Here is a 23,553-nt window from a genome sequence, read left to right as displayed (position 1 = left end):
TGGCTGATTGGAAAGCAATTGACTAGAACTGCGGGTCTAATCGGGCGACCATAGGCTTTTCGCCCGGACAGTCCCAGACCTGGAGTCAGCGTGTCGCCATACAGCCCCGAACCGCCTGCCGAACTTTCCTCCCTGGCCCAGTTGCCGCTGTTCAAGCGCCTGGTGGCCCGCTTGCTGGGCGGCGGCCTGAGCCGGCTGCGGGCGCAGCACGTGGCGTCCTGGTTGCAAGGCCAGGCCGACGGCTTTCGCAGCGGCCATAGCGCGGGTGTCGAGTATGGCTACCGCGAAGGGCATGCCGAGGGACTGGAGGAAGGGCGCCAGGTCTTGCTGATTCGTGATACCCGGCCTGTCGAGCACCGGGCTCCGGGGATCGATGACAACCTGTTCGACGATTGGCGCCTGCCGCTCAGTGCCGAACTGAAGAAACGCATCAAGGCTGATGTCGCCCGCTTGTTGCCTGCGCATGCCCAACCGAGCGCGGCGCAGTGGAAAATGGTCTTCAGTGACACACCGTCGACTTCGGTGATCGCCGGGGCGGGTGCGGGCAAGTCCACTTCGCTGGTGTTGCGTATCCTGCTGTTGACCCATTACCTGGGTTTCGAGCTCGACTCGCTGACCGTGGTGACCTTCACCCGCGAGTCCCGCAAGGACTTCATTGCCAAGCTGATCGAGATCTTCACCCTGTGGGGGCGTCCGTTGGGCCTGCGCGAGGCCAGGGACGTGGTGCGCACCTTCCACTCGCGGATCCTGCCGATGGTCCGTGGCCTGCCGGGTTTTGCCCAGTTGCAGGCGTTCGAGAACCTGGGCGCACGCACGGGGGACGATGAGGGGGCCGACAGCAACCCCTTCGACCTGCGGATCAACGATGCGCAGCGCCAACAGCTCAATGCCTGCTATCACCGGTTGCAGCGTGACAACCCGCGTTTTCGCGAGATCCTGACACCGTTGTACAAACATGCCCTGCAACTCAAGGAACTCGAGCAGGATCATCCGGACGTGCAAAAGCGCATGGCGGTGACCGAATTGGCGTCCCGGCGCGATGAGGAGCTGTGCGATACCATCGAGGACCTGTGGTTCCGGGCCGGTGCCTGGCCGATCCAGGGTATCGAGCCGAACCGCGAGACGCTGGACATCAATGGCTCGCCATTTCATTGCCACGGCTACATTCCGGAACTCGATGCCTGGGTGGTGCTGGGCTTCGATCCACGCGAAAGCGCACAGATCACCCGGCCAGGCTCTCGTTTGACGGTTCGCGCGGAGTGGGCGGTAAAGCGCACCCTTTTTCAAGCTTTCTGTCGTAAGCCGTTGATATGGCTTGATAATTACGAGTCGGCCAAGCGGGTTCTGTCTTCCCTTGGCGGGGATGCCACGGCGGGTCCGGGCTTCGACTACAAGGTCAAGGGCGAGCTGGCCTCGGCGCCCTTGCTCGACTGTTTTGTCATGGCCGCCGGGTTCATCGAGAACCTTGGCCTGGACGTCAGCGTGGCGGTCGGCCAGATGAGCTTTGCCCAGGACGACCCGGACCGGTTCTTCTTCGAGGCCCTGAGCCTGTTCTGGAAGGCGCTGGAGGCGCACCTGCTGGCGCAATCGCCACCGATCATGACCTACAACCGGATGTTCTCGCTGTTTGGCGAAAACAGTCCGGAAAACCAGGCATTGCTCAGCGATGAGCTGCTGCGGCCACTGTCGCACCTGATGATCGACGAGTTCCAGGATGTGTCACCGCAGATCGTCTCCTGGCTGCGGGCCAGTCTGCGGGAGATTCGTCGTCGTGGCCCGGCGCTGCATATCGGTCGTGGGGCCCAGCACTCCTCGCTGCTGTGCGTGGGTGATGACTGGCAATCGATCTATGGTTGGCGGGGCAGCTCACCCAAGTACTTCATGGAGTTCGGCAAGGAGTTCCCGTCGCCGTCGACCACGCGGGTGATGCTCAGCGACAACTTCCGCAGTCATCAGCACATCATCGATGCCGCCGAGCACATCGTGCGCGCAGCGCCCGCCATCGCCGGGAAAAAGGCCAAGGCCGCGGGCGAGCCGAGGGAGTTGGTGCCGGTAAACATTCTCGATCGCGATGAGATGGAGCTGGGGGCGCGCCTGGCAGAGCACTATCGAAACGGCGACAGCATATTGATGTTGTTTCGAAAAAGTAGCGATAAGCTATTGATTGAAAAGCATATTCAGTCTGTAGTTAATGTTGATTCTAGCTTGCCGTTCGAGCAGCGGCGGCTCAAGCAACTGACCTACCACAGCTCCAAGGGCCTGCAGGCCGATGCGGTATTCCTGCTCGGTGATTGCCTGCACCTGACGCGTTCTCCCTACAAGAACCAGGTCTACCGGATGGCGGGACTGGGCAAGGACGGTGATGCCGAGCCCTATGACAGTGCACAGAAGGACGAGATCCTGCGGTTGGCCTATGTGGGTATCACGCGGGCTGTGAAGCACTGCTATTGGTACCTGGACGCTCCGGATGCGCAGGCTGCCAATGCGCCCAAGGCGTCCGACCGAATTGCCGCGGGCAAGGCGTTTTTTGCCGATCGGCGAACCCGGTGACTGGCGGTACCAATGAGGCTGTGGTCGCCCACAGGCGGCTGTTCAGGCAATGAGAGGGTGCCGATCAAGCCGGTACCTGAAGGCTTTGGGGAGGCACGAAGCACTCCAGCTCTGCCTCGATCGCCTCGATGATCCGTTCCACGTCGGCCGCATTCATCACGGTCGCGCAGGGGAGCCCGGCGATGGCGATCAGGGTTTCCCCAGTCGCTCGGTCGAACAGCCGGGCAATCATGCTGCCCGGTGCGTCCATGCTGGCTTCGAAGCCCATCGGGTGGAAATGCCAGCGCATCAGTTGGCAGGCATTGGGAAACGTGACCTTGCTGAAGAATTTGCTCATAGTGCCCACCTGTGTCATTGAGCGCTTCCTTGTGCTCGCGGGTAGGAACGGCAGGACCTCATGGTCCAACCTGGCCTTGTGCTGAAGGCCGAGTGCTAAAAGTAGCATCCGTCTGCTGCCCGCAGGAGAGTTTTTTCAGCCCGTTCGGCAATTGTTTTCCTGTAACTTGATCGATGTCATGAAACTTTCACTTGCGAGCGATCCATGTTCGATGACGACGGCCCGCTGCAGACCCCGGCCACCGGCGATACTGTCCTGCGCTATCACCTGCGCTGGAAAGAGCGTGACCTGGACGGTGTCATGGCCCTGTATCACCCGGATATCCAGTACCACGATTTTTTCCAGAACCGCCTGATGGGCCTGGCCGAGTTGCGTGAATACGTGCAGGCCAGCATGCCCCGCGACTCCGGTGAAGCGCTGGAGCACAGTGACCGCATTCGCCTGGATGGCAACACGGCCTTCATCCAGTACAAGATCACCCTGCGCGGTGGTGCGGGCCTGGTGTCGTTTCGCGCCAGTGAGGCGATCACGGTCCGTGACGGACTGATCTGGCGTGTCAACGAATATGCCTCCCTGGTCCATGAACAGGCCAGCCGTCCCGAGGTGACCAGCCTGCGCCCGGCGACCAGTCGCCTGGGGCTCTCGCCCAGGCAATTGAGCTTCATGGCAGATGACCTGCAGCAGTACTTCGAACGCCAGCAACCCTATCTCGACGCCGATCTCGACCTGCAGCGGGTCGCCCGCGAGACTGGCTACAGCCGCAACCAGATTTCCTACCTGCTCAACCAGGTGCTCGGCCAGAGTTTCTACCGCTACGTGAACCAGGCCCGCCTCAGGCACCTGCTGACGGTACTGGACCAGGCTGGCCCGACGGCACGCGTGGACGAGCTGGCATTCGCTGCCGGTTTCAACTCGTTGTCGGCGTTCTACAACTGCTTCCGCCAGCAGACGGGCCTGTCACCCAAGGCCTATGTCAGGCAGATTTCCTTGCGTGCACGCGCGCAAGACACTCCCTGACCTGCCGGACTAGCATCGCAGCCATCTGTTACAGGTTGCGGAGTCCTGCATGCCGGTCTGGCGAAATATCAGTTTATGGATGGATCAACTCGATGAGCCGCTGGCGCCTCGAACCAGTCTGGAGCATGACCTGGATGTCGATGTGGCGATCATTGGTGCCGGTTACACCGGGCTTTGGACCGCCTATTACCTCAAGCGCCAGGCACCCCAGCTGAAAGTGGTGGTGCTCGAGGCCCAGACCGCCGGCTTCGGGGCGTCCGGACGCAACGGTGGCTGGCTGATGGGCAATCTGCTGGGCGAGGACCGCCTGTTGGCCGGTCTGTCGCCGCAGCAGCGGCGCGCTTCTTTCGAGCTGCTGCACGGTATTCCCGATGAAGTGAAAGAGGTCATCGACCGCGAGGCCATCGACTGCGATTTCCGCAAGGGCGGGGTGTTGTACTGTGCCGCGCGTTATCCCGAACAGGAACACAGCCTGCGTGGCTACCTGGCCGGGCTTCACCGGCAGGGGCTGGAGGAGGCCGACTACTGCTGGCTGGGCCCGCAGGAGCTGACGCGGCAACTGCGTGTAACCCGACCCTATGGCGCAATTTTCTCCCCGCACATGGCCACGATCCAACCCGCCAAGCTGGCCCGCGGGTTGGCCCAGGCGGTCGAGCGCCTGGGAGTACCGATCTACGAAAACAGCCCGGTGATCGATTGGCGCCATGGTGGCCTGCGTACCCACCAGGCGCAGATCCGCAGTCACTGGGTGGTACCGGCCGTCGAAGGCTATTCGGTGAGCTTGCCGCCCCTGGGGCGCTACCAGTTGCCGGTCCAGAGTCTGCTGGTGGCAACCGAGCCACTGTCGGCGGCCACCTGGGAGGAAATTGGCCTGGATCGCGGCCAGGCGTTCAGCGAGGGCAGTCGCCAGGTCACCTATGGCCAGCGTTCGGCCGACAACCGGCTGGTGTTCGGTGCCCGTGGCGGCTACCGCTTTGCCGGCCGGCTTCGGCATGACTTCAACCTCACCGAGTCGGAAATCGAGCTGCGTCGCTATCTGTTCGGTGAACTGTTCCCGCAATTGAAAAAGGTCCGGATCACGCACTCCTGGGGCGGCAACCTGGGCATGTCGCGGCGATTCCGGCCGCACATGCTCTGCGACCGGGCCAATGGCCTGGCACTGGCCGGCGGCTATGGTGGTGAAGGGGTCGGGGCCAGTCATCTGGGCGGGCGAACCCTGGCTGACCTGATTCTGCAGCAGGACACCCCGCGAGTCCGGCAACCCTGGGTGATCCAGGCGGGTGGCTTGAGCGCCCTCAAGGCCTGGGAGCCCGAACCGTGCCGCTGGCTGGGCTACAACGCGATCGTGCGCAGCTTCGTCCATGAAGACCAGGTGCTGGCCAACCCCAATGCGGCGCCTTGGCGTCGCAAGCTGGCCAGCAGCCTGGCCGGTTTCATGGAAGGTTTCATGAAATAACGGCGCGGTTGCGCCGCACCATCCATCCGTTTGGAGTTCAAGCCATGAGCATCACGCAGTTCAAGAACACCGCCACAGCCGTCCTTGAGACTTCGACCCCGGTCGCCGTTCCCCTGGGCGAGCCGGTCTCGGTGGCTTCGGTCACCAGCGTCGAGCGCAGCGACGGCGTCGAGACCGGTATCTGGGAGTGCACCCCGGGGCGCTGGCGACGACAGATCACCGCCCAGGAGTTCTGTCATTTCATCCAGGGGCGCTGCACCTTCACGCCCGATGGCGGCGAACCTCTACTCATAGAAGCGGGCGATGCCCTGATGCTGCCAGCCAACAGCACCGGTATCTGGGATATCCAGGAGACCGTACGCAAGACCTATGTGCTGATCCTTTGATCCTTTGATCGCTTGAGCCTGCCAATAACAATCATACCCAGGAATCGACTCATGCTCCGTATGTCCCTTGCTCCCCTGATGTTGGTGGCGTCCTTCAGCCAGGCGGCCGAAACCGTCAAGATCTACAACTGGTCGGACTATATCGCTCCGGACACCACCAAGCGTTTCCAGGCTGAAACCGGGATAGGTTTCAGCTACGACGTCTATGACAGCAACGAGACCCTGGATGGCAAGTTGATGACCGGCAACTCCGGCTATGACGTGGTGTTTCCTTCCAACCACTTCATGGCCTGGCAGATTCAGGGCGGTGCGCTGAAAAAGCTCGACAAGAGCCAGTTGCCGAACTGGAAGAACCTCAATCCGGTGCTGCTCAAGGCACTGCAGGTCAATGATCCGAACAACGAGCATGGTTTCCCTTATCTGTGGGGCAGCACCGGCATCGGCTACAACATCGACAAGGTCAAGGCGGTGTTGGGTGACAATGCGCCAGTGGACTCCTGGGACCTGGTGTTCAAGCCGGAGAACATGAAAAAGTTGCAGAAGTGCGGCGTGGCGATTCTCGACAATGGCCCCGAGTTGTTGCCGGCAACGCTCAACTACCTGGGGCTGCCGCATCACAGCAAGAATCCTGCGGACTATAAGAAAGCCGAGGCGCTATTGATGAAAGTGCGGCCTTTTGTGGCGTACTTCCATTCATCCAAGTACACCACCGACCTGGCCAATGGTGATATCTGCGTCGCCGTGGGTTTCTCCGGCGACATCCTGCAGGCTGCCAGTCGAGCCCAGGAGGCGCACAATGGGGTCAACATCGGCTATTCGATTCCCAAGGAGGGCGCGGCCATCTGGTTCGACATGGTCGCCATGCCCGCCGATGCACCGGATGAGAAGGCCGGCTATGCCTTCATGAACTACCTGTTGCGGCCCGACGTGATGGCCGGCATCAGCAACTACGTGAAGTATGCCAACGGCAACGCGGCGGCCGACAGCCTGGTCGATCCGGCGCTCAAGGCCGATACCAAGGTGTACCCGAGCCCGCAGATGATGGACAAGCTGTTTGCCCTGGAAGCCATGCCGTTGAACATCGACCGCATCCGCACGCGCCTGTGGAGCAAGATCAAGACAGGCGAGTAACCGCGATAATTCTGGTTATTTGCCCAAAAGACGGGAAACGGAGTGCATTCGTTTTCCGTTTTTTTTGAGCGCAAATTATTGGATCCAACTAATCTTCTGATTAGTTATAAAGTTACATTGGCTGAATCGATTTTTTAATACTAAATGGCCATCTTTTTGGCGTCATAGATAAAGCTTCTCAACTGTCTGTAATTGCTTGAAATATTTTTGCTTCTACGCTGAATAAAACCTCAAGTGCTGCCGATAAGCCTATTGAGTCCATGTCATTTTCCCCACATGGCGTTGAAACTATCTGGTGGTAGAGCCTGATAGAGAGATGGCATGGATGCTTATAGCCTCATTGTTCAGAGAGAGCTTCCCATGTCGCTACGCAATATGAATATCGCCCCACGAGCCTTTCTCGGTTTTGCATTCATTGCATTGCTGGTGATTGTGCTGGGAGTGTTCGCACAAACCCGCATGACGGTGATCCGCCAGGCGTCGATCGATATGCAGACCAACCAGTTGCCCAGCGTGGGCTACCTGGGCAATGTGATCGAGGGTGTACTGCGGATGCGTATTTTGTCCTTTCGCGTCCTGACCAATCGCGAACCGGCTGCCCTGGACGAGGCCTACACGCGCATTGCTTTCCTGGTGGACAAGGTGCGCAAGGACCAGAAGAGTTATGCCGACCTGCCTGCCGAAGGCGAGGAGTTGGCCAAGTATCGGGAGTTTACCGGCACCCTCGACACCTACCTCAAGGATCAGGAGCGCATGCTGGAGCTGTCCCGGCAGAACAAGCTCGACGAGCTGCGCAGCCTGATCAACAACCAGATCAAGTCCGGCACCGACCTGATGGGCGTGCAGCTCAACCAACTGGTGGACATCAACAAGGCCGGGGCCAAGGCCGCTTCGGATGAGGCCGGCAGGCAGTACGACAACGCCAGCACCGGCATTATCAGCGTTTCGGTGATTGCCGCGCTGATGACCGTGTTGTTGGCCTGGCTGCTGACCCGCAGTATCGTCACTCCATTGAAGACCGCCGTCGAAACTGCCGAAGTCATCGCCAGTGGCAATCTGACCAAGCCGATTCAGGTCGACGGTACGGATGAGCCGGCCCGCCTGCTGGCCGCGTTGTCCACCATGCAGGGCAACCTGCGCAAGACCATCGAGCAGATCTCCGGCTCGGCCACGCAGTTGGCGTCGGCGGCGGAAGAACTCAGTGCGGTGACTGAAGAGGCTTCCCGTGGGCTGCAACAGCAGAACAACGAGATCGAGCAGGCGGCCACCGCGGTCAACGAAATGACCAGTGCGGTGGAAGAAGTCGCACGTAACGCCGTCTCGACTTCCGAGGCTTCCCAGCAGTCCACTAACGCCGCCCGCGAGGGGCGTGACCGGGTTGTAGAAACCGTCGAAGCGATCCAGACCATGACCCATGACGTGCAGAGTACTTCTGCGTTGATGGAGGGCTTGGCCGCCCAGGGTCGGGACATCGGCCAGGTGCTGGACGTGATCCGGGCGATTGCCGAGCAGACCAACCTGCTGGCGCTCAACGCCGCCATCGAGGCGGCCCGTGCCGGTGAAGCCGGTCGCGGTTTCGCGGTGGTGGCCGATGAAGTTCGGGCCCTGGCCCATCGTACCCAGCAGTCGACCCGCGAGATCGAACAGATGGTGGCCGGGATCCAGAACGGTACCGGCGAGGCGGTGCAGTCGATGCAGCAGAGCAACCAGCGGACCCAGGACACTCTCGAGCGCGCCCGGGCAGCAGGGGTGGCACTGGAGCAGATCACCCAGTCGATCAACCTGATCAACGAACGAAACCTGGTCATCGCCAGTGCTTCGGAAGAACAGGCGCAGGTGTCCCGCGAAGTCGACCGCAACCTGGTGAACATCCGCGACCTGGCCTCGCAGTCGGCCGCCGGGGCCAACCAGACCAGCGCTGCCAGCCATGAGTTGTCGCGCCTGGCGGTGGACTTGAGCGCGATGGTTGCCCGTTTCGTTATCTGAGGACCCGATGCTGTGGTTGTGGGAGGTTGCTCCCACAACCGGGGTGTCAGAGGGTCAGGTAGCGCCGTAGCTGCGCGAGCAGTTTCTCGTACAGCAGGTCCACCTCCGGCGCCATGCCCCGCGCCCGCAGGCAGCCGTGCACCCATCCCAGGCCCAGGTGCAGGGTGGCGCGGCCACCGGCCTTTTTCAGTCGCTCGAAGTAGCAGACACCGTCATCGCGCAGCGGATCGTATTGCGCCACGGCAATGAAGGCAGGGGAAAGGTCCCGAAAGTTCGTCGCCCGCAGTGGCATCGCATAGGCGTCAGGCTTCTGCGCGTTACCCAGGTACCAGGCGTGATAGGTGCCTACATCGTCGCTGCTGAGCAATGGCGCGTCGGCGCACTCGCTACGTGAAGGCAGGCCGTCGCTGCCTCCCAGTCCAGGGTAGATCAACGCCTGCAGCCGCGGTTGCGGCTCTGCGGCGTCGCGCAGCGCCAGGCACACGGCGGCAGCCAGGTTGCCGCCGGCGCTGTCGCCGGCAATCGCCATGCGCTGCGGGTCCAACTGCCAGTTTTCGGCCTGCACGCGCAGTCCGCGCCAGACCGCCAGGCAATCGTCGAAAGCGGCCGGGTAGGGATGCTCCGGCGCCAGGCGGTAGTCCACGGCAATCACCATGGCCTTGAGTCGTGACGCCAGCTCGGCGGTGATGAAGTCATGGGAGTCCAGACCCCCCACCGCCCAGCCACCGCCGTGCAGGTAGACCACGCAGGGCCAGCCAGTGGCCGGTCGGGAGGCGGTTGGGCGGTACAGGCGCACCGGTACCCGGGCGATACGATGGTCTTCAGTCTCGATATCGGCCGGACGCGGTGGAGTGAAGGCCCTGCACATCCGGTTATAGTCGTTGCGCAGGCCCTGGATGCTGCTATCGGTACTGCCGAAACTGAGGCTCTTGCTGACGAAGGCACTCATTCCGGGGGAAAGAGGGTAGTGGCTCATGCATGGCTTCCATGGGCGGGCTTGCCGGACCGGCAAGCCCCGTGGTCGGTTGAGCGCTATTTCAGGCTGGCCTGGACCGTCGCCACACCCTCCTTGCCGTCAATGCTGGTCACGCCGGCCAACCAGCGCTTGAGGTCTTGCGGATGGTCGCGCAGCCATTGGCGAGCCACGTCCTGGGGGGACTGGCGCTCCATGATCGGTACCATCAGTTGACTTTCCTGGGCTGACGTGAAGGTCAGGTTTTCCAGGAGCCGGTTCACGTTGGGACAGCGTTGCGCATAGTCCGGCGCGGTCACGGTGGAAACGGTGGCGGCACCCTCGTTGGGGCCGTAGACATCCTCGCTGCCGGTCAGGTAGGCGATCTTCATGTTGATGTTCATCGGGTGCGGGGTCCAGCCGACGAAGACCACGAACTCCTTGCGATTGATCGCCCGCTGGACCGCTGCCAGCATCCCGGCCTCACCCGACTCCACCAGCTTGAAGCCCTTGAGCCCGAAGTGGTTGGTGTCGATCATGGTCTTGATGGTGGTGTTGGCGCCGCTACCGGGTTCGATTCCGTAAAGGGTGCCCTTGAGCTGATCCTTGAACTTGGCGATATCGGCGAAGGTCTTGAGTCCCGCGTCCGCCACGTACTGGGGTACGGCCAGGGTCGCCTGGGCGTCGGACAGGCTGGGGCTGGCCATGACCTTGACCTGATTGGCCGCGACGAAAGGCTCGATGTTCTTGTCCATCGCCGGTTTCCAGTAACCCAGGAAAATGTCCAGGCGCTTGTCGCGGATGCCGGCGAAGATGATCTGCTGCACGGCACTGGTCTGCTTGCTCTCATAGCCCAGGCCATTGAGCAGTACGTCGGCCACCGCGCTGGTGGCAATGACATCGGTCCAGTTGACCACACCCATGCGTACGCTTTTGCAGGAGGCATCTTCAGTGGCGAAGGCCGGGGTGGCCAGGAGTGCGGTGGCGCCAAGGAACAGACAACCGTTGAACAGTTTTTTCAGGTTCGGGGTTTTCATGAGCGCAAAGTCTCGCGGCAGGTCGTTATTGTCGTGGCCGGTGTCTTCATGCACCGTGCGGCTACGTTACGCAGCCGTGGGTTGCCAAAAGCGCACCACGGCGACCGGCTTTTGCACTATGGCGACCCGTACGCCTGCTCAGGCCAGGACACTTAGCCACGCCGAAGCCAGCAACAGCAAGGCCATGCAGCGGTTGAATCGGCGCATCGCCACAGGTGAGCGCAGCAACCGGGCCGAGCCGACACCCAGCATTGCCCACAGGCCGACGCAGGGAAGCGAAACGAGGAACAGAACCAGTGACAGCGCCGTAACGTGGAGCTGGCGTTCGGCACCCTGTCCGGCGAACACGCCCACCACCGCCAGTGCCACCAGCCAGACCTTGGGATTGATCACTTGCAGGCTGGCTGCTCCCAGCAAACCGAGGCGCCTGGACGGGGCGCTGCCGGCCCCGATATCGTCGACCGGCGCGTTGAAGATCTGCCAGGCCAGATAGCTCAGCCAGGCGATCCCCAGCAATTGCATGGCGGTCTGTACGCGGGGCAGGTCGCTCAGCGACTGGCCGACCCCACTGCCGACCAGCAGCACAATCAGCGCAGTACCGGCGCAGGCACCGAGAATGATCGGCAGTGTCGCTGTCAGACCATGTCGGGCACTGTTGCTCAGTACCAGGATGTTGTTCGGCCCGGGGGTGATCGAGGCGACGAAGGCGAACAGTGCGAAAGGCAGCAGGTTCGGGATAGTGGACAGCATGGATGACAACTCCGCGAGTGGATCGATGTGACGATCTTCGCGGCTGTCGGCTCAGGCGTCTGGAAGGTTTGAGCAGCGTTTGCGGTAGGCCGCCGGCGTCAGGCCATAGGCACGGACGAACCAGCGTCCCAGGTGACTCTGGTCGGAAAAGCCGAGGGTCATCGCCACCGTTGCCGGCTGCTCGCCCCGTGCCAGCAACTGCCGGGCCCGGGCCAGGCGCAACTGCACCAGGTAGGCGTGGGGCGGCAGGCCGTAGGCCGACTTGAAGGCTCGGGTCAGGCGGAAGCGGTCGACACCCGTCACCGTGGCCAGGTCATCCAGGCTGACATCCTGCTGCAGGTGAGCGTGCAGGTACTCCCGGGCCCGTTGCGCCACCCGGGGCAGGCGTGGGTCCTCGCGGTAGCGGGTACGCCAGTAAAGATGGCGGGTGAGGGCATCGAACATCTGGTCCAGGGCACTTTGCTGGACAATCCGCAACTCCGAGCTGTGGATCGCCCGGAAGGCCGCGTTGGTGGCCAGGGCCAGGCGGCTGTCGCCGGTTGTCAGCGGTTCGGCAAAGGACAGTTGGCTGTTGGCCGGGGCCTCCTGGAACAGCGCGCCCAGCTCGCGTTCGAGCCAGTGGGGTTCAAGGTACAGGGTGCTGTAGGTGAAACCGCCCTCGGTCGGCGCATCGCCGTCGTGAATCTCCCCGGGCTCGAGCATGAATACATTGCCCGGCGTGCTGTGGTAGCGGGCGCGCCGGCAATTGAATTGCTGGACACCCTGCTCGGTGACACCCACCAGGTAGGTGTCGTGCCAGTGGGCGTCGTAGGCGTGACCCTTGAAATGGGCGCGCAGGGTTTCGATACCGGTATCGCGATCCTGAGTCAGGTCGATCCAGTTGTCGGCGTTGCTGGACATGCTGTACCTGGAACATAGCTCAATCGTGCAGGGGGACAGTAGGCACCGCTTTGCCAGGGCAAGTCTAGAACATCTGTGCAGGTGCCCCTGCCTTGGCGGACCGCCACGACGGGGAGGGAGACGGTACTCCCGGCCCTGCTCGATTAAATTGTCCGACAAGAATAAAGAGTGGAAAACACGTTGAAACCCATAAGTTGCCAAATGACCGATTGGTCATTTATTGATGCACCTCGCTTATGTATTTTTCTGATTTGAATATTCTTGATGTCCTGCTTATGGGGTTCAGAAAGTTCTGTAGGAAAATATTTTCAGAGATCGGGGCAATGTTTACGGGATCTTTTCAGATTCCGGCGATTTGATATCAAAAAAAGCGCTGGACGGTTGATTTCAAAATGTGTCAGTTTCTCGCTGCCTTCAAAAAGGGCGAGTGATAGGATGATCTCGCCAAGGGATTGTCGCTATCGGACAAAAACTGTTTCACTTGTAAACAAGGAAGTGTGTTTATGTCGAAAGTCAAAGCGAAAGCTATTGTTTCTGAGTCGGCGCTGGCGGCCAATGGTACAAGTTCGGCCTTCAACCAGATCGATAGCTTCAGCCATCAATATGACCGTGGTGGCAATCTCACGGTCAATGGCAAACCCTCCTACTCCGTTGATCAGGCCGCCACGCAACTGTTGCGTGACGGTGCCGCCTGGCACGATCTGAACGGTAGCGGCAAGATCGAACTGACCTATACCTTCCTGACGGCTCCGACCTCGAATTTCAGTGGTCTGGGCGTCAGCGGCTTCAGTCAGTTCAGCGCGCTGCAGAAGTCGCAGGCGGTCCTGGCCATGCAATCCTGGGCCGACGTCGCCAACGTGACCTTCACCGAGGCGGCGAGGGGCGGAGATGGTCACATGACCTTCGGTAACTACAGTGCCGGTCAGGAAGGCGCGGCAGCGTTCGCGTTCCTGCCGGGTACCGAGCCTGGCTATGATGGCCAGTCCTGGTACCTGACCGGTAGCGGCTACAACGTCAACAAGACGCCTGGCCTGAACAACTACGGACGCCAGACCCTGACCCACGAAATCGGCCATACCCTGGGCCTGTCCCACCCCGGCGACTACAACGCCGGCGAGGGCAACCCGAGCTACAGGGACGCGTCCTACGGGCAGGATACCCGCGGCTACAGCGTCATGAGCTACTGGAGCGAGAGCAACACCAGCCAGAACTTCAGCAAGGGTGGGGTGGAGGCCTATTCCTCCGGTCCGCTGATGGACGATATCGCGGCGATCCAGAAGCTCTACGGCGCCAACTACAGCACCCGTTCCGGTGATACCACCTACGGTTTCAACTCCAATGCCGGTCGCGACTACCTGAGCGCCACCTCGTCTTCGGACAAGCTGGTGTTCTCGGTCTGGGACGGTGGTGGCAACGACACCCTGGATTTCTCCGGCTTCACCCAGAACCAGAAGATCAACCTGCATGCAGGTTCCTTCTCGGATGTGGGCGGCCTGGTTGGCAACATCTCGATCGCCCAGGGCGTCACGGTCGAGAACGCCATCGGCGGCTCGGGCAACGATCTGCTGATCGGCAACGACGTGGCCAACGAGCTGCGCGGCGGTGCCGGTAACGACATCCTCTACGGTGCCGGTGGCGCGGACAAGCTGTGGGGTGGCGCGGGCAGCGACACCTTCGTGTTCGGTGCCGTTTCCGACTCGGCGCCGAATGCGGCCGACCGGATCATGGATTTTGTCAGTGGCCAGGACAAGATCGATCTGTCCGGTATCACTCATGGTGCGGGCCTGAACTTCGTCACCGCGTTCACCGGACATGCCGGCGATGCGGTCCTGACCTATGCCGCAGGGACCAACCTTGGCACCCTGGCAGTCGACTTCTCCGGGCACGGCGTAGCTGACTTCCTGGTGACCACGGTCGGCCAGGCGGCGGTCTCGGACATCGTGGCCTGAGTCGCTGAAACGGGAGGCGGCGTTCGCGCCGCTTCCTTGAATCGCGCAGTGGTCGACTTCCCGAACAACTGCAGTGTGCAAGGTGGTAGTCACGCGTGTTCTGCCTGAGTCAATGAAGAGGGTCGTGCTGCTAAGGCCGCCTCTTGAACTTGGGTTGAAGAGCGACTGTCATTGCAACAGCAGTCGGTCCGGTATATGAAGTTCCGGCAGGTAGACAGTCTTGTCGAATTTTCCTGTTGAGGTTTAACCCTCTTCAGCTGGATTTATTGAAACTTGTGCATTCAATCAAAGGATGAGCGTTATTTGCAGGAGGCATCAGGCGGGGAACAGTCCAATGCGTCTGCTTGTTATCAGGTAGTTGCCTGTTCGAGCAAGTTTTCCCATGCCTCAAGGATTTAGCATGACAACTCTCAGTACCAACACGAACCTCCCTGGACAGTTTCAGCCAGGGATTGAGCAGCAGACGCTCTCCGACTCCGGAAAACCTTCCTTTTCCGCAGATGAGGCTGTGCTGCAAATCATCCGCTCCGGTCAGAAATGGTGGGACTATGACAACAACGGTCGGATCGATCTGACTTATGAGTTTCTCGGTGCGCCGAACCTGCTGTTTGGTGCCGAGGGACTTGAAGGGTTCAGCGAATTCAATGCGCAGCAGAAAGCGCAGGCAGTGCAGGCCATGCAATCCTGGGCCGATGTCGCCAATGTGACCTTTACCGAGGCCCGGTCGGGCGGCGACGGGCACATGAGTTTCGGCAACTTCAGTAAGGGCATGCAGGGCGCCGCGGCGTTTGCGTTCCTGCCCGACAGCCATCCCTACCTGGATGGCCAGTCCTGGTACCGGGTCTCCACTGATGACAGCTGGTACGGTTGGTTGCGGGACTGGCTCGGCGGTGCAGATGACACCAACAGGGCTCCCGTGACGAACAGTCTGGGTCGACTGGTCCTGACTCACGAGATCGGCCACACCCTGGGCCTGGATCACCCGGGTGAGTATCAATCCCGGGCAGACACCTGGCTCGACTGGCTGTGGAATCGCATCACCCGTGACGATAACCACCAGCAGAAGGCTGCCTACGTCGAGGACTCCGTCGGCTACAGCCTGATGAGCTACTGGCGCGAAACCAACACCGGGCAGGACTTCACCAAGAGTGGTTCGCAAGCCTATCCCTCGGCGCCGCAGATACATGACATCGCCGCAATCCAGGAGCTCTATGGCGCGAACCATGGCACCCGTGCCGATGACACCGTGTATGGCTTCAACTCCAATGCTGGCCGTGATTACCTGAGTGTGACCTCAAGTGCTGATGCACCGGTGTTTTCGGTCTGGGATGGCGGTGGCAATGACACCCTGGATTTTTCCGGCTTCACCCAGGACCAGGAGATCAACCTGAATGCCGGCGCGTTTTCCGACGTGGGTGGCCTGCGTGGCAATGTCTCCATTGCCCACGGCGTCGATATCGAGAACGCTATCGGCGGCAGTGGCAATGACCTGCTGGTCGGCAACGCACTGAGCAACCAGCTGCGCGGCGGTGCCGGCAACGACGTTCTCCACGGCGGCGGCGGTGCGGACGAACTCTGGGGGGGGACTGGCAAGGATACCTTCATGTTCTCCGCTGCTTCCGATTCGAGGCCCCTGGCGGCCGACCGGATCATGGACTTTACCAGCGGTCAGGACGAGATCAGCGTGGCCGGAATGACCCGCGGTGCAGGCCTGAACTTCGTCAGTGCGTTCAGTGGCAATGCCCGGGAGGCCGTGTTGAGCTACGACATGGTCACCCATCAGGGGAGGTTGGCCGTCGACTTCTCCGGACAGGGGGTGGCAGATTTCGAGGTCATCACGGTGGGTCGGGTGGCTATCACGGATATCGTGGCCTGAGGCCCTGTTCAAGGATTTCGCGTGACTACAATGAATTTCCCCATCACTGGCGACAAACCGAGTTACTCCGTGGATCAGGCGGCGCAGCAACTGGCCCGCAGTGGTCAGGCCTGGAAGGATAAAGACGGCAACGGTACGGTCGAATTGACCTTTGCTTTCCCGGACACGGCGCCGGACAACTTCATCGAGCTGAAGGTTGATCACGGTGTCGGCGGTTTCGCCCAGTTCAGCGCATTGCAGCAGGAGCAGGCGGTACTGGCCCTGCAGTCCTGGGCGGATGTCGCCAACCTGAGTTTCACCCAGGCGCAGGACGGTGGCGAAGGGCATCTGACCTTCGGCAACTACAGTGTCGGCCCATCGACCATTGCCGCGTTTGCCTACATGCCGGGGTCCGATCCCGACTATGACGGGCAGTCCTGGTACCTGGTCAACAGCAGCTACGACCTCAACGGCACGCCAGGACTGAACAACTACGGGCGGATGTCGCTGGTTCATGAAATCGGCCATGCCCTGGGGCTCTCCCATCCCAGTGACTATGGGACCACTACCGACGAACCGAGCTACCGTGACGCGACCTATGCGCAGGACAGCCTGGGTTTCACCGTCATGAGCTACTTCAGTGAAAGCCATACCCGGCAGAACTTCGCCAGGAACGGCGCCGAGCACTATTCGTCCGGACCGCTTCGCGACGATATCGCCGCGATCCAGAAAATCTACGGTGCCAACTACGCTACGCGTGCCGACGACACGGTCTACGGATTCAATTCCAACACCGGCCGTGACCACTTGAGCGCCCAGTCGTCGTCGGATGTCCTGGTGTTCGCGGTCTGGGATGGCGGGGGCAATGACACGCTGGATTTCTCCGGGTTCACCCAGAATCAGGAGATCAACCTGCAGGCCGGTGCGTTTTCCGATGTCGGCGGGTTGGCCGGCAACGTCTCGATCGCCCAGGGTGTCACGATCGAAAACGCCATCGGTGGTTCTGGGCATGACCTGTTGGTCGGTAATGATGTCGCCAACGAACTGCGTGGCGGTGCCGGCAGCGACATTCTCTACGGTGGCGCTGGTGCGGACAGGCTGTGGGGCGGCGCGGGCAATGACATTTTCGTGTTTGCGGCCGTTTCCGACTCCACGCCACAGGCGGCTGACCGGCTCATGGACTTCGCCAGTGGCCAGGACCAGATCGGCCTCGGAGGTATAACCCGGGGGGCGGGACTGAGCTTCGTCAGCGCCTTCACCACAAAAGCGGGCGAGGCGATGCTCAGCTATGACGCGGCGACCAACCTGGGCAGTCTGCAAATCGATTTTTCAGGTGATGGCCTGGCAGATTTCCAGGTCGACACGGTTGGCCGGGTCGCGGTTACGGACATCCTGGCCTGAGGTGTGAACGGATGAACAAGGAACGAATTCGGCAAGGGACGACGCATGCACAAGCGCAACGGCTCCATCAGCGGGCCAACCCGTCAAAAACACTTGGGGGCCTGGTTGTTGGCCCTGTCACTGACCTTCATGGGAGAAGCCGTCATGGCCAGTAGTTTGGTATTGCCCAGCCGCGAGTCGCTCGCGGGTCAATGGCTGTTGTCCAGCAGCGCAGATCCGGCACGAAACTGCGTGTTGCAACTGTCGGCACAGCCGCCACTGCTGGCCGGCGACCTGGAGTGCGCCACCGAGCTGCTGGGTGCCCGCCCCGGTAGCTGGGAGCCGACACCGGATGGCCTGTGGTTGTTCGACCAGGAGGGCAGTGGCCTGGTGCACCTCAATCGCGACGCTGGACGCTATTGGGCGACGAGCAGGCAAGGTGAGTTGACGCTCAGCCGCAAGTCTCGGGATTGAATTTCGACAAGTACAAGTCGGCGCCATTTTCGGAAATGCATACGTAAGTATCTTTCTGGTTTGCGCCCTGTTATCGAACAAGTTTATTCGTGCAGATATTAAGATTTAAGGAAGTGATGTGGCACAGTCTGACATGTTTTCATTCGCTCTTACGCCCTACGCGTCCGGCAAGGAGTTGCCTCGGGATCAGATCGTCAACTTCAATGGCACGATCGACAATGAATATATTGTCGGCAATGCCCTGGACAATCATATCGTCGGCGGTGGTGGTCATGACGTACTGTTAGGAGGCGCCGGCAACGATACGCTGGAGGTGGGTCACAGCTCCAGCGTGCTCTATGGCGGAGATGGCGACGACTTGCTGATCGGTGGCGACGGCTCCGATCATTTGCGCGGTGGTGATGGCGAGGATCGCCTGAAAGGCGGTGATGGCAACGACATCCTCGAAGGAGGGGCCGGTCTCGACTGGCTGGAAGGTGGGGCGGGTCGTGATGCCTTCGTGTACCGCAAGATATCCGACTCGACCCCCACGGATGCCGACTGGATCACCGACTTCGTCAGTGGTGAGGACAAGATCGACCTGAGCGTGATCACTGGCGGATCGGGCCTGACCTTTGTCGAGCAGTTCACGGGGCGTGCGGGCGAAGCGGTACTTGGTTATGACCTGGTGATCGACTTCAACGGCAACGGCGCGGCCGACTTCCGGGTCATGACCGTTGGCCAGGCCCTGACTACGGACATCGTTGCATGACCTCACTCGAAGGGGTGACCTGTATGTCGCCCCTTCGAGTGAGTATGAATCCATCATAATCAGAACGGACTCTTTCCATGACTTGAATCAACTTCAGTGACAAGATCGAGACTTGTTCAGGTCTCATGAATTCCGAGAAATAAGAAATATCAGGGAAGATAAATGAAATCGTTGAAGATGATTTCTGGCACACCCTTGTTCCGTGTATTGGGCGACTATAAAAGCACCTTGATCAGCATTGGCTGTTTCACCGCCCTGATCAACCTGCTGATGCTGGTCCCGTCGATCTATATGCTGCAGGTCTACGACCGGGTCCTGACATCACAGAACGAAACCACCCTGGTGATGCTCACGCTGATGGTGGTGGGCTTTTTCGCTTTTATCGGGCTGCTGGAAACCATTCGCAGCTTCATCGTGATCCGCATTGGCAGCCAGCTCGAACGACAGTTCAACCTGCGGGTCTATCGGGCGGCGTTCGAACGCAACCTGTTTCGCGGCGAAGGGCATGCGGGACAGGCCCTGGGCGACCTGACCCATATCCGCCAGTTTCTCACGGGGCCTGCGTTGTTCGCGTTCTTCGACGCGCCGTGGTTTCCCATCTATCTGCTGGTGATCTTCCTGTTCAACCCCTGGCTCGGGGTTTTCGCCAGCGTGGGTGCGCTGCTGCTGATCGCGCTGGCCTGCCTGAACGAATGGCTGACCCGCAAGCCGCTGGCCGAAGCCAGCGGCTATTCGCAAAAATCCGCTCAGTTGGCGACCAGTCATCTGCACAACGCCGAGACCATCCAGGCCATGGGCATGCTCGGCGCCCTGCGGCGGCGCTGGTTCCAGGTGCACTCGCGGTTTCTCGCCCGGCAGAACCAGGCCAGCGATACCGGCGCGATGGTGACCTCGCTGAGCAAGACCCTGCGCCTGTGTCTGCAATCGCTGGTACTGGGCCTGGGCGCATTGCTGGTGATCAAGGGTGACATGAGCTCGGGCATGATGATTGCCGGCTCGATTCTGATGGGGCGGGTGCTGAGCCCCATCGATCAGTTGATCGCCGTATGGAAGCAGTGGAGCGCGGCCAAGCTGGCCTATCGGCGGCTTGATGAGCTGCTGCGCGAGTTTCCCCAGGGTGAATCGCCCATGAGTCTGCCCGAACCCAGGGGGCAAGTGGCGTTCGAGCAGGTCAGCGCGGGTCCGCCGGGCAGGCGTGAGGCGAGCCTGCATCATGTCAGTTTTGCCATCGATGCCGGAGAGGTGCTGGGCGTTTTGGGCGCTTCGGGATCTGGCAAATCGACCCTGGCCAGGGTGCTGGTAGGTGTCTGGCCAACCCTGGGCGGTGTGGTACGGCTGGATGGCGCAGATATCCATCGCTGGGACCGTGATGAGCTCGGCCCGCACATCGGCTACCTGCCGCAGTCGATCGAGCTCTTCAGTGGCACGGTTGCCGAGAACATCGCCCGCTTCAGTGAGGCCGATCCACAGAAAGTCGTCGCGGCGGCGGTCCAGGCTGGCGTGCATGAACTGATCCTGCGTCTGCCCCAGGGGTATGACACCCCGTTGGGGGATGACGGTTGCGGTCTGTCCGGCGGACAGAAGCAACGGGTCGCCCTGGCCCGGGCGCTGTATGGCGGGCCCCGGCTGGTGATCCTCGATGAGCCCAACTCCAACCTCGATGCGGTCGGCGAGGCGGCGCTCACTGCCGCCATCGCCCAGCTCAAGGCCCAGGGTAGCAGCGTGATCCTGGTGACTCATCGGACCACTTCCCTGGCCCAGGCAGACAAGCTGCTGGTGCTCAACGATGGGCGGATGCAGGCCTTCGGGCCCACTGCCGAGGTGCTCAAGGCCTTGTCCGGCAACGCACAAGCCGCCAGCACGGCGGCGCCCCAGGCTCCGTCCCCAACCGCTGTCGGCCTCAGCCTGAGCCGCCAATACGGAGCCTCGACGCGCAGGAGCGGAGCATGAGCCAGGACAACCTGATGCAACACGATGAGCCTCGTGAACGCGATGCCCGCTTTTTTGTCCGTGCCGGTTGGTGGCTGGCTCTGCTCGGCGCCGGCAGTTTCTTTGCCTGGGCGGCGCTGGCACCGCTCGACCAGGGGATTGCGGTGCAGGGTACCGTGGTGGTCTCCGGCAAGCGCAAGGCGGTGCAGTCGCTGGGAGGCGGGGTGGTCGAGCGGATCCTGGTGCACGAGGGGCAGGTGGTCCATCAGGGCCAGCCACTGTTCCGTCTCGACCAGACCCAGCGGGCGGCTGATGTCCAGTCCCTGCGCGCGCAGTATCGCGTGGCCTGGGCCAGTCAGGCGCGTTGGCAGAGCGAGCGGGACAACCTGGCGCGGGTGAGCTTTCCTGAGGAACTGACCGCCGATAACGATCCGCAGTTGGGGCTGGTGCTCGAAGGCCAGCGGCAGTTGTTCAGCAGCAGGCGCGAGGCGTTTTCCCGCGAACAGGCGGGTATCCGGGCAGCCATCGACGGTGCCGGTGCGCAACTGGCTGGCATGCGCCGGGCGCGCGCCGACATGACCGCGCGCGCCGAGTCCCTGCGCCGTCAGTTGGAGAACCTGCGGCCATTGGCGGAAAACGGCTACATCCCGAGCAACCGCTTGCTGGAGTACGAGCGACAGTTGTCCCAGGTGCAGCAGGACCTGGCGCAGAACACCGGAGAAAGTGGGCGGGTCGAGCAGGGCATTCTCGAGTCGCGCCTGAAACTGGCGCAGCACGCCGAGGAGTACCAGAAGGAGGTGCGCAGCCAGTTGGCTGATGCCCAGCTCAAGACCCTGACCCTGGAGCAGCAATTGACCTCCGCCCGTTTCGAGCTGCAGCACAGTGAAATCAGCGCGCCGGCCGAAGGCATCGCGGTGAACCTGGGGGTGCATACCGAGGGGGCGGTGGTGCGTGCTGGCGATACCCTGGTGGAAATCGTGCCGCAGGGTGAGCGCCTGGAAGTGGAGGGGCGGCTGCCGGTCCACCTGGTGGACAAGGTCGGAACGGCGTTGCCGGTGGACATCCTGTTCACTGCCTTCAACCAGAATCGCACGCCGCGGGTCAGTGGCGCCGTGAGCCTGATTTCGGCCGACCAGCTACTGGATGAAAAGAGTGGTACGCCATACTACGTATTGCGTAGCTCGGTCAGCGACCAGGCATTGGAAAAACTCAACGGGTTGGTGATCAAGCCCGGTATGCCGGCGGAGATGTTCGTTCGCACCGGTGAGCGTTCGTTGCTCAACTACCTGTTCAAGCCCCTCATGGATCGTGCGGGCTCTGCGTTGACCGAGGAGTAGTATGTTGCGCCTGATGACCAAACCGCTGTGTGTGGCGGCTGCCTTGCTGTTGTTTGCGCTCGATTGCCAGGCCATGGGGCCGTTCCAGGTCTATGAGCAGGCATTGCGCAATGACCCGGTGTTCCTCGGTGCATTGAGGGAACGTGATGCCGGCCAGGAGAACCGTGCCATCGGCCGCGCCGGCCTGTTGCCGCGGCTGTCCTACAACTACAACCAGGGACGCAACGACTCGCGGGTCACCTACCTCACCGAGCGTGGCAATTTGCATGAGGATCGAACCTACACCAGCTCCGGTTCGACCCTGACCCTGCAACAGCCGCTGATCGACTACGAGGCCTATGCCAACTATCGCAAGGGGGTGGCCCAGGCACTGTTCGCCGACGAGACCTTCCGCGGCAAGAGCCAGGAATTGCTGGTGCGGGTGCTGACCTACTACACCCAGGCACTGTTCGCCGAGGACCAGATCCAGATCGCCCAGGCCAGGAAGAAGGCCCTCGACGAGCAGTTCCAGCAGAACACGCAGCTGTTCCGCCAGGGCGAGGGCACCCGTACCGACATCCTCGAGTCCGAATCGCGTTATGAGCTGGCCACGGCCGAGGAGATCGAGGCGCGTGACGCCCAGGATGCGGCCTTGCGCGAACTGGGGGCGCTGATCGGCGTGCCGGCGGTCAACGTGACCGAGCTGGCGCCGCTGGGGCAGGGATTCGACGCCTTCGCCCTGGAACCGGCCAACTTCTCCACCTGGCATGAACTGGCCTTGAGCAACAACCCGGCGCTGGCGTCCCAGCGCCAGGCCGTGGAGGTCGCTCACTACGAGGTCGAGCGCAATCGGGCGGGGCACCTGCCCAAGCTCAATGCCTACGCGAGCCTGCGCAAGAGCGAGTCCGACAGTAACAACACCTACAACCAGCGTTATGACACCAATACCGTCGGCTTCGAGGTCAGCGTGCCGTTGTTCGCCGGCGGCGGCGTTTCGGCCTCGGTCCGCCAGGCCAGTGCCAACCTGGAACAGGCCGAATACGAACTCGACGGCAAGACCCGCGAAACCCTGATCGAGCTGCGGCGCCAGTACAACGCCTGCCAGTCAGGGGCGAGCAAGCTGCGGGCCTACCGCAAGGCTCTGGCCTCGGCCGAGTCGCTGGTGCTGTCGACCCGGCAAAGCATCCTCGGTGGTGAGCGGGTCAACCTCGACCTGCTCAACGCCGAGCAACAGCTCTACAGCACCCGTCGGGACCTGGCGCAGGCGCGCTACGACTACCTGATGGCCTGGACCAAATTGCATTACTACGCCGGCACCCTGCGCGAAACCGACCTGGCCAGGGTCGACGAAGCCTTTGTGTCGAAAGCGACCCTTCACTGACTTCCTTTGCTGGCTT

General features: G+C 61.4%; 19 protein-coding genes and 1 pseudogene. 15 read left to right on the top strand and 5 right to left on the bottom strand.

All coding sequences use genetic code 11. The features are described 5' to 3' along the window. Positions 1-90: 90 nt before the first annotated feature. Positions 91-2,550 (top strand): UvrD-helicase domain-containing protein, encoded by a 2,460-nt coding sequence (locus HU752_RS17490; RefSeq protein WP_186682750.1) that lies wholly within the window; start codon positions 91-93, stop codon positions 2,548-2,550. Positions 2,551-2,614: 64 nt separating this feature from the next. On the opposite strand, the gene HU752_RS17485 is transcribed toward HU752_RS17490, so the two are convergent. Next, positions 2,615-2,887: a DUF1652 domain-containing protein gene (locus tag HU752_RS17485; protein ID WP_186682752.1), complete on the bottom strand. Its 273-nt coding sequence runs from the start codon at positions 2,885-2,887 to the stop codon at positions 2,615-2,617. A 204-nt stretch (positions 2,888-3,091) separates the two neighbouring features. Here HU752_RS17485 and HU752_RS17480 point away from each other — a divergent pair, with 204 nt between their 5' ends. From HU752_RS17480 to HU752_RS32210, 6 genes and pseudogenes are all read left to right on the top strand, one after another. Further along, entirely contained in the window at positions 3,092-3,904 is an 813-nt protein-coding gene (locus HU752_RS17480; protein WP_186682754.1) for an AraC family transcriptional regulator, read from the top strand. A 49-nt stretch (positions 3,905-3,953) separates the two neighbouring features. Next, positions 3,954-5,360, top strand: a complete 1,407-nt coding sequence (locus tag HU752_RS17475) for an NAD(P)/FAD-dependent oxidoreductase (RefSeq protein WP_186682756.1) — start codon at positions 3,954-3,956, stop codon at positions 5,358-5,360. A 44-nt stretch (positions 5,361-5,404) separates the two neighbouring features. Further along, positions 5,405-5,746: a cupin domain-containing protein gene (locus HU752_RS17470; protein ID WP_186682758.1), complete on the top strand. Its 342-nt coding sequence runs from the start codon at positions 5,405-5,407 to the stop codon at positions 5,744-5,746. 51 nt (positions 5,747-5,797) lie between these two features. Further along, entirely contained in the window at positions 5,798-6,877 is a 1,080-nt protein-coding gene (locus HU752_RS17465) for a polyamine ABC transporter substrate-binding protein (protein WP_186682759.1), read from the top strand. A 321-nt stretch (positions 6,878-7,198) separates the two neighbouring features. Then, positions 7,199-8,005, top strand: a pseudogene (locus tag HU752_RS32215) (MCP four helix bundle domain-containing protein); the annotation flags it as partial. Continuing rightward, positions 8,000-8,863 carry a methyl-accepting chemotaxis protein gene (locus HU752_RS32210; RefSeq protein WP_437182377.1) on the top strand — a complete coding sequence of 288 codons (864 nt, stop codon included), beginning with the start codon at positions 8,000-8,002 and terminating at the stop codon, positions 8,861-8,863. The pseudogene HU752_RS32215 and the gene HU752_RS32210, both read left to right, overlap by 6 nt. Before the next feature lie 46 nt (positions 8,864-8,909). On the opposite strand, the gene HU752_RS17455 is transcribed toward HU752_RS32210, so the two are convergent. The 4 genes from HU752_RS17455 to HU752_RS17440 form a co-directional block, all read right to left on the bottom strand. Next, positions 8,910-9,839 (bottom strand): alpha/beta hydrolase, encoded by a 930-nt coding sequence (locus HU752_RS17455; RefSeq protein WP_186682763.1) that lies wholly within the window; start codon positions 9,837-9,839, stop codon positions 8,910-8,912. 56 nt (positions 9,840-9,895) lie between these two features. Continuing rightward, complete coding sequence (locus HU752_RS17450; protein WP_437182376.1) at positions 9,896-10,837, bottom strand: choline ABC transporter substrate-binding protein; 942 nt, start codon at positions 10,835-10,837, stop codon at positions 9,896-9,898. A 153-nt stretch (positions 10,838-10,990) separates the two neighbouring features. Then, positions 10,991-11,602 carry a LysE family translocator gene (locus HU752_RS17445; protein WP_186682768.1) on the bottom strand — a complete coding sequence of 204 codons (612 nt, stop codon included), beginning with the start codon at positions 11,600-11,602 and terminating at the stop codon, positions 10,991-10,993. A 51-nt stretch (positions 11,603-11,653) separates the two neighbouring features. Then, positions 11,654-12,502: an AraC family transcriptional regulator gene (locus HU752_RS17440; RefSeq protein WP_186682769.1), complete on the bottom strand. Its 849-nt coding sequence runs from the start codon at positions 12,500-12,502 to the stop codon at positions 11,654-11,656. A gap of 503 nt (positions 12,503-13,005) precedes the next feature. Here HU752_RS17440 and HU752_RS17435 point away from each other — a divergent pair. The 8 genes from HU752_RS17435 (at position 13,006) to HU752_RS17400 (ending at position 23,537) form a co-directional block, all read left to right on the top strand. After that, positions 13,006-14,451 (top strand): serralysin family metalloprotease, encoded by a 1,446-nt coding sequence (locus HU752_RS17435; RefSeq protein WP_186682770.1) that lies wholly within the window; start codon positions 13,006-13,008, stop codon positions 14,449-14,451. 400 nt (positions 14,452-14,851) lie between these two features. Further along, positions 14,852-16,327 (top strand): serralysin family metalloprotease, encoded by a 1,476-nt coding sequence (locus tag HU752_RS17430; protein WP_437182264.1) that lies wholly within the window; start codon positions 14,852-14,854, stop codon positions 16,325-16,327. A 30-nt stretch (positions 16,328-16,357) separates the two neighbouring features. Continuing rightward, entirely contained in the window at positions 16,358-17,707 is a 1,350-nt protein-coding gene (locus tag HU752_RS17425) for a serralysin family metalloprotease (protein WP_186682978.1), read from the top strand. Positions 17,708-17,752: 45 nt separating this feature from the next. Further along, positions 17,753-18,160, top strand: coding sequence for an AprI/Inh family metalloprotease inhibitor (locus HU752_RS17420; RefSeq protein ID WP_225920013.1), 408 nt, complete (start codon positions 17,753-17,755; stop codon positions 18,158-18,160). Positions 18,161-18,293: 133 nt separating this feature from the next. Further along, positions 18,294-18,911, top strand: a complete 618-nt coding sequence (locus tag HU752_RS17415; protein WP_186682772.1) for a calcium-binding protein — start codon at positions 18,294-18,296, stop codon at positions 18,909-18,911. Positions 18,912-19,073: 162 nt separating this feature from the next. After that, positions 19,074-20,861 carry a type I secretion system permease/ATPase gene (locus HU752_RS17410; RefSeq protein WP_186682773.1) on the top strand — a complete coding sequence of 596 codons (1,788 nt, stop codon included), beginning with the start codon at positions 19,074-19,076 and terminating at the stop codon, positions 20,859-20,861. Then, entirely contained in the window at positions 20,858-22,177 is a 1,320-nt protein-coding gene (locus HU752_RS17405; protein ID WP_186682774.1) for an HlyD family type I secretion periplasmic adaptor subunit, read from the top strand. Before HU752_RS17410 ends, HU752_RS17405 begins: the two co-directional genes overlap by 4 nt. 1 nt (position 22,178) lies before the next feature. Further along, the gene (locus HU752_RS17400; protein WP_186682775.1) at positions 22,179-23,537 is read left to right on the top strand and encodes a TolC family outer membrane protein; all 1,359 of its coding nucleotides are present in this window, start codon (positions 22,179-22,181) and stop codon (positions 23,535-23,537) included. Positions 23,538-23,553 lie beyond the last annotated feature (16 nt).

The sequence above is a fragment of the Pseudomonas vanderleydeniana genome, from assembly GCF_014268755.2.
GTDB lineage: Bacteria > Pseudomonadota > Gammaproteobacteria > Pseudomonadales > Pseudomonadaceae > Aquipseudomonas > Aquipseudomonas vanderleydeniana.
The sequence above is the reverse complement of the archived record's forward strand: the minus strand, read 5'-3'. Positions and strand labels throughout refer to the sequence as shown.